The organism is Plantibacter sp. RU18, from assembly GCF_050613355.1.
Taxonomy (GTDB): Bacteria; Actinomycetota; Actinomycetes; order Actinomycetales; family Microbacteriaceae; genus Plantibacter.
In genome coordinates this window covers 868,622-882,307 of sequence record NZ_CP159618.1, presented here as the reverse complement: position 1 = coordinate 882,307, position 13,686 = coordinate 868,622, and the positions used below count along the sequence as shown (strand labels likewise).

4 protein-coding genes are annotated in these 13,686 nt (G+C 66.2%); 2 read left to right on the top strand and 2 right to left on the bottom strand.

What is annotated here, in order from left to right:
* Positions 1 to 1,153: 1,153 nt before the first annotated feature.
* On the bottom strand, positions 1,154 to 2,305 hold the full coding sequence (locus ABMA10_RS04200; RefSeq protein ID WP_431031244.1) for an ice-binding family protein: 1,152 nt from the start codon (positions 2,303 to 2,305) through the stop codon (positions 1,154 to 1,156).
* Positions 2,306 to 3,097: 792 nt separating this feature from the next.
* Here ABMA10_RS04200 and ABMA10_RS04195 point away from each other — a divergent pair.
* Positions 3,098 to 4,342, top strand: coding sequence for an IS256 family transposase (locus ABMA10_RS04195; protein ID WP_431030682.1), 1,245 nt, complete (start codon positions 3,098 to 3,100; stop codon positions 4,340 to 4,342).
* A gap of 505 nt (positions 4,343 to 4,847) precedes the next feature.
* Here ABMA10_RS04195 and ABMA10_RS04190 read toward each other — a convergent pair.
* Positions 4,848 to 5,321, bottom strand: a complete 474-nt coding sequence (locus ABMA10_RS04190) for a hypothetical protein (RefSeq protein ID WP_431030716.1) — start codon at positions 5,319 to 5,321, stop codon at positions 4,848 to 4,850.
* 1,006 nt (positions 5,322 to 6,327) lie between these two features.
* Between ABMA10_RS04190 and ABMA10_RS04185 the strand changes: the two genes are divergently transcribed.
* Complete coding sequence (locus ABMA10_RS04185) at positions 6,328 to 13,416, top strand: DUF5979 domain-containing protein (protein WP_431030715.1); 7,089 nt, start codon at positions 6,328 to 6,330, stop codon at positions 13,414 to 13,416.
* Positions 13,417 to 13,686 lie beyond the last annotated feature (270 nt).

The window sequence follows — 13,686 nt, the reverse complement described above, 5'->3', positions numbered from 1 at the left end:
ACGCATCCCCCGGCAGACGGACCGCGACCTCCGCCCACAGGAGGAGGCGTGACCCCAAGCTGGGATCCGAAAGAGTAATCCTTCCGTCAGCACGGATCAGCCGACTACCAATATCCTTCGGCTCTTCCGTCTGCGGTCTCAAGCCGCCGGGGTGAACGGATCGTTGTCGACCTTCCCTAGGGACGAGGTCTGGGTCATCCCCTCGAGAAGTGAGTTTCACCTACACAGTCCTCGCCACAAGCGATGGAGGGTTGACTGCGGAAAGTCCCGCCTACGAGCTGCGCATCACCGATGGGGCCACCCACGCTGCATCCACGGGTTCCGACAGGAGCAATTCTGGCGCTTTGGCAACCATCGGTGTCGATGTTCTCCCCGGGGTCGCGGGCAGCGCCCTCCTCCTCGCCCTTGGATCTGCATTCACGATCCTGCTGCTGGTTGTTATGCCGCCGGATCGTGCCTGTATACGTTGTCACGGCCGCGCAGATGGGCAGCTGTCCGACTGTCGCGCAGGGCGGCGCGACCGCCCGCGCATTGCGAGCTCTGCTGCCTACGGTCCGTTATACTCGTGCGCGAAGCTGGCCGCGGCACCCTGTGGCAGCCCGGGACTTCGGTGGCTTTACGTGATCGTAGGCAGTTTGTCCGATGCCCCCTGAATCAAGGCTTGTGGCGGCCTGATCGCTAGAGTCCATTCCGAGCCGCTGAGTGGCCATAAGGCTCGCGCTCCCCGGCAGTTACCCGGCACGCGCACCCCGCCCGCTGTTACGACCGAGGCGATAGCTGCCCCTGTCAGGTGTCGAAGGATGAACCTCGAGCCATGATCGTCACTGATGCGACCTCACTCGCGTGACACGGATACCTTTCCTCCGATGCCAGGCTAGATCTGCCCGTGTTTCAGATGCGCCATCTGAGCGGTGACGGCTTCCTAGCAACCCTTCACCTGGTCGCCCGTGTTCACGCCGTATTCGAGAACATCGATGAGCATGCCACCCCCATACACCGACAATGATCGCCGGTCGTCCAGCACGGTTTCGCCATGCAGTCGGCGGGATTCCAGCTGATCGATGTTCGTAAAAACTGATGTAGCTGCGTCGGGACGGGGCGACGCAAGCGCACCCCGTCGGTCTGAGCTCTGGTTGAGCCTCCGCTGTGATGACTAGGCGGAGTGCTTCCGTCGGACGACAAGGGCGGTGCCAGCGAGTAGCAGCAAGAATGCTGAGCCGACGAGCTCGGGCGGGTCGAATCCCGTCGCGGGTAGCGTGGGCGCCCCGGTTGCTTCAGAGGCTCCGCCAGCGGTGGTCGAGACGGGGACACTCACGATGAGGCTGTAGTCAGCGGAAGCGGTGGGCGCGGTGCCGTTATCGGCCGTGACGGTGAAGGTGTAGGTGCCCGCGATCGTCGGTGTTCCGGAGATTGCGCCCGTGGTCTCGTCGAGGACAAGGCCCGGAGGCAAGCTGCCGGCGGTGACCATGTAGCCGATGGTCGGGGTTCCGGTCGCGGTGACGGTGTGGCTGTAGGCGGCGCCGACGGTCGCGGCTGGTGGCGCCTCGGAGGTGATGGTCGGGCTCGTGGTGACAGTTCCGCCTTCCGCGTCGCAACCAGTTGGGGTGGTAATGGTGTTGTTATCGAGTGTGACCGCGGCATTCTTGGCGAGGAGGCGACCTTCGACGGTCGCGCCGGTGACGGCGGTGATCGACTGGTCGGCCATGATGGTGCCGGAGAAAGCGGCACCGGCGTCAAGGGTTGCTGAGGTGCCGATCTGCCAGAAGATATTGCAGGCGCTGGCGCCGTCTTCCAGCAACACCCGAGCGCCGGGAGCGAGGGTTAGCGTGCTGGCGGCTTGGAACACCCACACGGATTCCGCAGTGCCTGCGAGTGTGAGGTCGCCGCTGAGCAGCAGCGCACCGCCTGAGTAGACGCCGGGTGTGAGGGTGAGTCCCGCGAGCTCGGTGAGTCCTGTGGTGCCGGGAGTCAGGCTCGCTGCGGTGGTGTACGCGGTGGTGAGGTCGTTTTTTGCCTGCACTGCGACGCCGTCGCTCACGGAGGTGGTGCCGACGATAATGCCCGGCGGGAAACCGGTCACTGACGAACCCGGGCTGAGGCCCACATCACCTGTGATCGTGGTGAGGTTCGTGTTGGTCACCGTGCTACCGGCGAGCACGCCGAAGGGCGCCGCGGTCCCCAGCCCGATGGGGCCGTCGATCGTGGTTGCCCCCTGCGCGGAGCCGCCGAGCAGCACGACGGAGACGGCGCCGAGCGCCAGACCGGCGAGCAGCAGACGGTTGGATTGGGAGCGGAGCTGTGACATGACGTCGCCTCCTCACACGGAGGGGCGTTGGATCAACACGGTGCCGTCCACATCTGCCTCAGATGAGTCATGTGTAACACGAACGGGGGTATGCGTCTACAGGAAAAGGCTGGTCACACCCGATTGTCCAGACGCCGCGACGCCGCAGGAGGCGCGACGGCAGCGAATTTCCGCGAGAATCCAACCCAGATGGCGGCCCGGTGCTCGGCGGACTTCGCGCATGAAGCGAGCGTGCGAGATGGTGCGTTGATGAGCGTTGCCGGGAGGCCGCGTTCGTCGAGTTCAGCGCTCGGAGGTGCCGGCCGGGGCGGCGGGCGGTGCGAGGTGCTATTCGTTCGCGCTCGTTCGCCGTTCCTGGAAGATCCAATTCTCGTTGTTGAGGAGCGGGACCCCAGTCGGGTCCTAGGACCCAGACTGCATCGTCCTCGAGGGTGCGTGTGCGCACGCGCATGCTGGCGGCTTCGCGACGCAGGAGCTATCGCAGTTCTTGCAGGTCGCTTTCTCTCCACCGAACTCCTCACAGACGATGGAGAACTTGTGGGTCCATCCGCAGGCAATCGTTTGCGATAACTGGGCGTGATCGTTGCCAGAGGAAGCCGGCACCGTGAGACGCTGCCAAGGCGCGGATTACCACCTCGCAACACTCCCACGGAGCCCGCATCGGGGCGGAGTGCAGTAGTGCCCCATAAGGTGGTGTAGCCTGCGGTGGCCGGCTCGGTCTTGGACGTGAGCGCGGTCACCGTGTGACTCCTTCGAGAAGTCTCTAACCTCCACTCGAAAGGCATCATCACGATGACCGCTCCACATATTGTCGACCCTGCACACCTTCTTGGCGAAGCCCTGACCGACGCGTCTCCCGATCTGATGCGGTCGCTGCTGCAAACCATGATCAACGCGCTCCTCTCTGCCGACGCTGACGCGGTGATCGGCGCCGAGTGGGGCCAACCCACCCCGGGTCGCACCGTCCAACGCAACGGCTACCGGCACCGCGACCTCGATACCCGCGCCGGGACCATCGATGTCGCGATCCCGAAGCTGCGCTCTGGCACCTACTTCCCGGAGTGGCTCCTCGAGCGCCGCAAACGCGCCGAGACCGCCCTGATCACCGTCGTCGCGGACTGCTACCTCGCCGGCGTCTCCACACGCCGCATGGACAAACTCGTGAAGACCCTCGGGATTCACTCGTTGTCGAAGTCGCAAGTGTCCCGGATGGCTGCGGACCTCGACGAGCACGTTGACCAATTCCGACACCGCCCGCTCGGTGATGCCGGCCCATTCACGTTCGTCGCCGCCGACGCTCTCACCATGAAAGTCCGCGAAGGCGGACGCGTCATCAACGCCGTTGTTCTCGTCGCGACCGGGGTCAACGCCGATGGGCGCCGCGAGGTCCTGGGCCTGCGGGTGGCCACGTCGGAGACCGGGGCGGCGTGGAACACGTTCTTCGCCGACCTCGTCGCCCGCGGTCTGACCGGGGTTCGTCTGGTCACTTCCGACGCGCACCGCGGTCTGGTCGAGGCGATCGCCGCGAACTTCCCCGGCGCGGCCTGGCAACGCTGCCGCACCCACTACGCCGCGAACCTGATGTCGGTGACCCCGAAGAGTCTCTGGCCCGCGGTCAAGGCTATGCTGCACTCCGTTTACGACCAGCCCGACGCCGACGCCGTCCACGCCCAGTTCGACCGGCTGTTGGACTACGTCGACGGGAAACTGCCCGCAGCTCACGAACACCTCGACGCTGCCCGCGCCGACATCCTCGCGTTCACCGGGTTCCCCGAGGGGCTCTGGCAGCAGATCTGGTCGAACAACCCGAACGAGCGCCTGAATCGTGAAATCCGTCGCCGCACCGACTCCGTCGGCATCTTCCCCAATCGCGACGCGATCACCCGGCTCGTCGGCGCCGTCCTTGCCGAACAGACCGATGAATGGGCCGAGGGACGCCGCTACCTCGGACTCGACATCCTCGCCAAGAGCCGCCTCACCATCGTCCCCGACACCGGAACCGAGGTGCCCGAACCAGAACTCGCCCTCAGCGCCTAACCCAACGAATCGAAGGACACACGGCTACACCACTCCACGGGGCTTGACCCGGAGTGCCTCACTCGTGCCTTGACGCTGAAGGGCAAGCGTCGAGATGAGCATGCACAGGGGTGCCTCGCCATCAGACCGAGGCTTCCTGCCGCAGGCGGCATCAGTGCCTGACGTTCGACCTCGTATTCGGAATCGCGAGATCGGATTGGATCCTGAAGGTTAGGGAATCGACCACCGGTGTCGCAACACGAGCGCAACGGCAAGCAACGCCCCTATCTCCCCGGAACGCGTTGCGGTGCTTGACTACAGGGGTGCCCGGTAACCCGGCGTGGCCTGTCGACCCGGCGTTGAGCGCGCGGGGCCACGCCCCCTGAGCGTGAAGGCGGGCCGTGGTGATTGGCGTCAAGCAGTCGCTGCAGACTTCCGGTGTTGCGCGTAGTCGCCGCGTCAGAGCTGTCACTTGACCAGGTAGACCCCAAGGGCTGTCACTTGACCAGGTAGACCCCAAGGGCTGTCACTTGACCAGGTAGACCCCAAGGGTTGCAAGCACGCCGAACGCAATGCCCCACAGGATGATGGAGATGATTTGCCACACGATGACGGTGTTCTTAGGAGCACCGAATGACACCATTGCGGCAGACGTGATCTGGCTCGGGAGCAGCGTTTGCCCCAACAAGCTGACCCCTGCAACCCCATACTTATCGAATCGAGCGCGCAGCCTCATCCGCCGAGGCGACAGCTCGGCGGAAGCTTTCTCACCGACGATCTTCGCTCGTGCCGTGTGTGCGCCGAGCACGACCACCAGCATAGAAATGATGTTGCCGACGATGGCCGCAGCGATTGCGATCACCGGCTGAACGCCAGCGATGACGCCCAATGCTGATCCACCATAGGACTCCACGAAAGGGATCGCTCCGACGATCATCACTGCAAGCCACTGCCACGCGGGCGCAAACGAAGAGGTGAAGTCAGACAGTGCATCAATCATGGAACACACTGTAGCAATCTGGCACAAACTGTTTCAAATCGATAAGTGGATCTGCGATGGCCCGGTTGGCTCTCCGTGACGCTCCACGCAGCCCGCGCTGGCAGCCCTAAACGAACGTCGGCGTGGCCCTTGGCAGGCAGTGCGTGCCAATCACGCGATGACAGTGCGCCGCAACCTACTCGGTGCACCAATGCCTCAGAGGAGTAGCGCTCGGCCGCGGCGATTGCAGTCGCGCCCGCGCTCCGCCGTCACATCGTTGGCCCTCAAGCCATGATCGACGCCGAGCGCGTACGTTCAGCGCCGACAGCGCGACCGCGATGAGGGGGCGTTGGGGCATAACCCGGGCCACAGCTGGCTAGCCCAGCGGGCAGCTGGGACACGCTTGTCACTCTCGGAGTGGATGCGATGTTGTGACTGGTGTCCGGCGCACCTGACCGTGGGGCGCCCTGACGTGAAGAACGGCCCACTGAAATGGGTGTGAGACTCGAATTGATCGGCCCGTCCGCGATTCATCTGACGGAGATCAGACCCGAGATGTGGTCTCGCCCGAGAGGCGCTTTCCGGGCTGGTGCGAAACGAGTGGCGTGGCTCCAGCCAATAGTTGCTGTCCCGCCATCACCAATATGGCATCCATATCGCGAGGGAGTAGGTGCTGCGGAAGGCTGCGCTGGGCCGCGAGCAGCGCGGGGATGACAATGGTTTCAAGCCCTGTAGCACCCCCGATGAGATCTCGGATGGCGTCTATGGCCTCCGCCAGTGCCGTCATCTGGTTCTTGGTGGCGCGAGGCTGCTCGATGCCGGCCCGATCGGACAGAGATAGCGAACGGGTGTCGGGTAGAACCTGTGGTGAATCGGGGAATCCTCTTAGGATGCAGGTGGGGAGCGCACTGGCGTACCCGGAACGGGCCCCCGGGCGCGGCCCGGGCGCATGACCCCGCACACCTGATTCACCAGAATCCTGACGGGTCGCCTCGATCCCCGGACGGACCCAGCTAGAGAGTTCTCGATGCGACGTCGTTCCCGCCCCCTCGCCCTGCTCACCTCGATGGTCGTCGCGGCCGGGCTCCTGTCCCTGCCCGCGACCGCTGCGTTTGCCGAGGGGCAGAGCGAGGTGACGCTGCTCAAGGAGGCTTCGACGCCGGACGTCACCCCTGGCGAGACCTTCTCCTATGACCTCACTGTCGGTTGCTCGGCGATCGAGGTGGGTACGGGTTGCACGAACGCGGTCCTCACCGATCAGGTCCCTGCAGGCCTCGAGATCATCTCGGTCGATGTGGGCAACGGCCTGTCGGCGGCACCGCCAGTGATCGTCGGTAACAACATCACCGTCACATTCACTGACCCGCTGCAGGACCCGGCCGGTGCCGTTGGCCTCGAAGCCTCCTCGACCGGTGTTGTCACGGTCACGGTGCGGGTCCCTGGCGACTTCCCGTTCGAGCTGTCCGGCATCCCGATTCCGAACACGGGCACGCTCAACGCGAGCAACGCGATCGCGCCTGCGCTGTCGACCGCGACCGTCACACCGACTGTCGAGCACACGCTCCTCGCCGACGCCGAAAAGAGCTTCTCGCCCGACACCGCCACGAACGTCCCCGGCACCGCGACGACCGCGACGTTGACCGGGCGGAACGCGTCGAACGGTCCTATCGACCGGCTCATCGTCACCGACCCGATCGACCCGACGGCTGCGCCGAACCCGTTCACCTACCTTGGCGTGACCGGGCTTGGCCAGGTCACACTGCCAGAGGGCGCGGACCGTGTCCAGGTCGACGTCTGGGACGGCACAGACTGGGTCCTCGGAACGCCGGACACCACCGCGGTACTGCCTGCAGGTGTCGACACAACCAACATCGGCGGGGTGCGCTTCACCTTCGACAACAGCGCGGGCATGCAGCTGCCACTCGGCGCGACCGCTGTCATTGACCTGAACCTCGCGCAGCGTGCGAACGTCGCAGGCATCGGTGGTCCGACCTCTGTCGAGAACGTGGTTACCGCGACGGTCGAACTCGCCGCCGACTCGGTATCGGCCGACGCGATGGGCGTCTATGCCATCGTCCCGACCGTCGTTGACGTGGCGGCGACCAAGTCGTTCGCCCCTGACGCGATCGTGCGCGGCGCCTCCAGTACCGTCACGACAACGCTCACCAACGACAGCACCGAAGCGGTGTCATCGCTGACCATCACTGAACCGAGCGCCGCGGATATCCCGGACGGCATCGAGTTCGACGCCTTCACCGACGGCATCGCCTGGCCCACAGGTGCGACCGGTGCGTCGATCACCTGGACCTACCGCAGCGGAACAGTCGAGATGATCACCGCTACCAGCCCAGGGACCCTCCCCGCCCCCAACGCAAGCGAGCACGTCGCGAGCTTCACGGTCTCGTTCACCGGCACCATCGTCGCGGGAGCCGCCGCCACCGTCCCATTCGTGGTGACCACGGACCCGGCGCTCGAACCGACGCCGCTGGTCTGGGACAACGTGGTCGAAGGCGCTGCGACGGCGATCGACGGCACCGTCGGCACGACGACCGCCACCGACCAACTCACCGTGTACGACGAGCGCCTCGCGGTCGACGTCGCGAAGCGCATCGCACCCGCAAGCATCCTCTCGGTGCCGGGCTCTCCCGCGACCGTGCTGCTACCCGCCCAGCTCCTCCCGTTCCCGGCGTCCACAATCGACGCCGAGCAGATCGTTGTCCAGGATCCGCAGGTGCTGCCCGCGGACCCGTCACCGAACCCATGGTGGAACTCCTTCGACGCCACCGCGATCACACAGACGGCGATTCCGGCGAACGCGACCCTGACCGTCCAGTACTGGGACGGCACACAGTTCATCGACCTCCCGGGCGCTGTGGGTGTCGCCGGCCCGCGCATCCTCTCCCAACCGATCCCGGCAAGCCTGCGCGATCAGATCCAGGGGCTTCGGTTCCAGTTCGACTCCGAGATTGGCTTCGCCCCGGGGACACGGCTGCAACCGAACTTCGGCGTCGCCCTGCGCGACCAGAAGCGCGACACGTCCGGCCCGGCTACAGGCGGTGACGACGTCATCGAGAACTGCGCATCCTCCGGCGCCTCGACGGCGGGCATCACCCCGGCCGCCGGCGTCACCCCGGCACCATGCCCGACGATCACCCTCGTCCCGACCCTGCCCGGCGAGGGCGACCTCATCGAGAAGACCTTCCTCGAGAGCGCCCCGGGTGCGGGCAAAACCGTGATCGCGCGCTCCAGCAATAGCATCCCGGCCCGCATCGACTGGTCAACCGGTGGCCACGCGGACCTCGACACCGTCGTCGTCGCAGACACTGCAGACGCCGCAACAACCCCTGTCGAGAACACCGTCTTCAACGCTTTCGACGTGACCGGCGTCGCCGCGATCACCACACAGCAGGACCCATGGCTGCAATACGACCAAGTCCTGCGCGTCGAACTTTTCAACGGCACCGGCTGGGTCGCCGCATCGAACGACCCGTGCCCCGGCGCCTGTAACGGCACCTTCCCCGGCGTCAACCTCACCACCGCCGAACAGGCGTCCATGACCGGTGTTCGACTGGTCTTCGCGGAGAGCCCGACGCGCGCCGCGACGATCGGCGACGACCCGACCGCGCCGCAGCCCGGCAGCGGCGTCTCCCGCTCGAGCGGCAACGACCGCTCGTTCGTCCTGAATTTCCGGGTGCGCGACCTTGTGCGCGTGCCGGTCACCTCCCCGGATCCGGCTCTCGGCTCACGTCAGTACAACGCCGGACCGGGACGGCCCGGAGAGGTCATCAACACCGCACGCGCCTCGGGTTTCGACGCGGCCGGTGAGCTCATCGTCACCGACGCCGATGACGACACCGTGACCCTCATCGACGTCCCGCTCAACGTCCAGGTCACCAAGACCTGGACCGGTGGACCATTGGGCATTCCGCCGGTTGGCACCGATCAGGCGTCCTTCCCTTCCGGCCGGGCGAGCATCACCGCGACGAACGTCACCGCCGCGAAAGTCGACAGCCTGTCACTCACCGAGCCAGACCCGGCCTCACCGACCGACCCGTTCGACGTGTTCAACCTGAAGGGATTCGTCGGCATCAGTCAACCGGCTGGAACAACGGCGACGATTGTCGAGCTGACCTCAGCGAACGGCGACGTGCAGACCATCACGCGGACCGCCGCGCTCGGCCTTACCGAGGCCCAACTCGCCGACATCGTCTCCGTCCGGGTGCTGCACACCGGGCGCATCAACTCAGGCGCCACAGCCACGCTCTCCCTCGAGACCCGTCTCCGGGCCACCCATCGCAGCACGGACGCTCCTGTCACGGCCGCCGACTCGGGTGTCGTCAACGACACGATCGCGCAGGTCACCGACCTCGGCGGCAGCCCAGGAAGCAACCCCACCGCGACCGACGACGCCTCGATCGAGTTGCAGGCCACAAACATCTCCGTCACGGCCGGTAAGACCTTCAACATCACCTCCCAACAGGAACCTGATCGTGCACCCATCACCATGACGCTCTCCGGGCGCCCAGGAGGCAGCGTTCGCGCCGTGGAGCTCGTGCTTACCGATGACGCAGGCACCTTCTGGAACGCGTTCGACTACGTCGGACTCGCACCTCAGATCACCCTCACGGCGCCGATCAACCGTGTGCAGCTTGACGTCTGCGTCGACCGTGACTTCGCCGACGTGTCGCTCGACTGCGAGGCCTCCGGCGGCACCTGGGTGGACGGTGTCGCCCAGACGGCAGCCCAGTTCAACGCCTCACCCCTGCCCGCCGGTGTGGCCGCCGGCGAGGTCGAGGGTGTCCGGTACACCTTCACCCGCGCCGACGGCGGCTTCTGGGAGAACCCGGCGACACCACTCCAGCAGGTGCCCGTCGCGGTCCAGCGCCGAGTCGAACTGCGTTCAGGTGGCGAGGTCCCGTCCGACCTCGCCGGCAACCAGCCCGCTCCCGGCGAAACCGCTGCAGGTGTGTTCAGCAACATCCTTGTCGCCGACATCACCGGTGCGCTGACCGGAGGCGCAGGGTCCCCGGCGCTCACTGCGACCGACGACGCAGCCGCGACCGTCGCCTACGTGCGCTCGAACAATGCCGTGACCGTCCACAAGACACCGACCGGCGTGCACATCCCGGGACGGGTCATCAACTACGGCCTCACGGTCACCAACTCCGGCAACACGCCCATCGTCAACCCGGTGATCACCGACCGCCTCCCGAGCGACGCCGGCGGGGTGCAGCTCATCTTCGACCCCGCCGCAGATCCGACCACCTCGCCCTACAGCTACACCCTCACCGGTGCCGCCCCCGCCGACCCGAACGGGCCAGCGCTCCCGACCGACCCCACAGCCATCACCACTGCTGTGAACTCCGGCGCCGATGTCATCACCTTCACCTTCCCCGAGGACAGCGTCCTTGAGGTTGGGCAGACGTACCGGATCACGGTCCAGCTCGTCTTTCGACCGGGCCTGACCGCAGACACCGTGGTGACAAACACGATGGGCGTCGCGGGCGACCGCTCATGGGATGTCTGCAACGGCGGCACCTCCGGCGGGATCGACCCGGTCACCGGCGAATGTCGCACGAACACGAGCGTATCCGTCCAACTAGCGGGCGCCATCCGCGGTGTGAAAACAGTCCGCGCGGAGGACACCGAGCTCGGCGTGAACGCCGTGAACGGTGCCACGACCTGCCAGCCGGATGTGGCAGGCTTCTACCGCGGTGGTTGCGTGCCCGTCACCAAGCCCGGCGGCACCGAGGTGTGGCGCAACGTCCTCACCAACACCGGAACCCTCCCGATGAACCGCATGGTAGCCATCGACCGGCTCCCGGAGATCGGCGACACCGGGGCGAACAGTTCGCTCCCGCGCGGGTCGCAATGGCGTCCAACGTGGACGGGCGTCTCCTCGCTCGCACTCGCTGGCCCCACGGCGTCAATGACGACCTACTACACGACCGCCGCGGACCCGTGCGTCGCCGACCTCAACACCACCGGCCCCGGCTGTGCGGCCGGTTCATGGACGATCTGGGACAGTGTGGCAGCAGCGAGCGTGGATCCGGCGACGATCACGTCATTGAAATTCGTCGTGGACTTCGCGACGCCGCTCGCACCGGCCGGCACGGTCTCGATCGACGTGCAGACGCGGACACCCGGTTACTCACCCACTGCCGGAACCGACACCATCGCCTGGAACACCATCGCGGTCTCCGGACGGACCGTCAGCGGTCCGACGATCGACACGACACCAGCAACCGAGGGCAACAAAGTCGGTGTTGCGCTCGCGACAGGACCACTCACGGCGATCAAGAAGCTCGCCGGCGACGGCGCCCCCGAGTACGCACCAGCGACCTTCACCGGTTCGGTGAGCTGTGTCTCCGCAGGCGAGACGGTCCCGCCGCGGCCGATCACACTCGCAGCCGACGGCACACCCGTCTCCGTCGCCGACCTGCCGTGGGGCGCTGACTGCACAATCGCTGAGGATGACAACGGTCAAACCTCCGAGGAAATCAACACGGTGACGATCATGCGGGTCGGGCAGACCGTGCCCGTGATCATCGCGACAAACACGTACGAGCTTGCCGGCCTCGTCGTCACGAAGTCGGTGGACTCCGCCGCCGTCGACCACGACGGTGCGGCGGTGTCGTACGGGCCGTTCGACGTGGCCGTCACCTGCACATACCTCGGCAAGGACGTGTACGCCGAGGGTTCCTCCGCGGCGTCGCCGATGGTCGCGACCCTCGATGCGGACGGTTCCGCGTCGTTCACCGGCCTGCCAGCACGTGCGGACTGCACCGTGACCGAGACGGACGCCAAGGGGGCGGTCGGTACGACCATCGCCGTGGTCACGGCCGACGGCTCGGCCGACCCGGTCGCCGCGACGACCGCGCCCGTCACGCTGACCGCGGACGACGGCGACGAGCCGACGAACTCCGCGGCCATCGTCAACGCGTTCGCCGACGGGTCGCTCGAGGTCACGAAGACCGTCACCGGGCCGGGTGCGGCGCTCTACGGAGCCGGGCCGTTCACAGTCCGCGCGATCTGCACGCTCACCGACCCGTCTGGCATCCGCGTGGTGTGGGACGACGACATCGTCCTGGGCGGCGACCTGCCGCTCGTCGCTACGATCGGGCACCTCGCCGCCGGTGCCGTGTGCGCGATGGAGGAGACGGAGACCGGCGGAGCGGACCTCGTCGAGCTGAACGCAGCGACCGACCCCATCGTCGCTGACGGGACCGTCCCGTTCTCCGTGACGAACACGTTCCTCATCGGCTCGCTGCAGGTCACGAAGACGCTCGAGGGTGCCGGTGCCGACCGCTACGGCCAGGGCGTCTTCACAGTGAAACTCAGCTGCGTCCATGACGTCGATGGAGAGAACGTGCCGGTGGAGATCCCCGGAGGCGCAACCCGCGACGTCTCCATCGGCGGCGGACTCACGGCGGCGTACAACGAGTTGCCCATCGGCGCAGACTGTCGACTTGTGGAGTCGGCAGTCGGTGGTGCGACGCAGTCCACCATCACGATCGGCTCCGGTGCGGACGCCGAGACCGGAAGTGGCACCGAGGGCGTCGAGATGACTATTCAGTCGGCCACGGCGATCAGAGCCACTGTCACGAACGTGTTCGAGGTCGGCGCGATCACGGTTACGAAGCAGCTCGCGGGCGCAGAAGCGGAGGCGAACGCCGACAAGGCCTTCACCGTCGCGCTGAGCTGCCTGATCAACGTTGACGGCGAATCCGTCGAGGTCGACGTGCCGGACGGCGCCGAGCGCACACTGAGGCGCGCGACCGGCCTCACCGCGGAGTACGCCGAGCTACCGGTCCGTGCCGAATGTCAGCTCGTCGAGACCCACGCCGGCGGTGCAACATCCACGGCGATCACGCCCAACAACGGCAACGCCTCAATCGGTGTGGTGTCCGTCGCGTCGGGTGAGACGGCGACGATCACTGTCGTGAATACCTTCGACCCGGTTCCCGTCGTTCCGCCCGGTCCAGGGTCGCAGGACAGCGCGCTGACATCGACCGGGTTCAACGGGACCTGGCTATGGATCGTCGCCGGAGTGCTCGGTCTCTTCGGCCTGTTGCTCCTTGTCGTGTCGACGATTCGTCGTCACCGACGCGGGTAACCCGCCCGGTCGACGGACCTCTAGCCGAATCATGGCCGACACCGGGCACCCCAAGGGCGACAGGCGCGGCACGACAGCATCACCTCGGCCCGTGGGAACTTGTTCGAAGAACTCACCATCTGATTCACCGACCAAACACTGGCGTGCGAAACACGACGGGGCCGGCGAACAAACCTTCAAGGGGTTCTCAGCCTGGGCCGTCGAGAAAGGACAGGCGGCTTTACGCTGACGACATGACCCTGCTGAAAGGGTCACGGGCGGCGTGCGCCC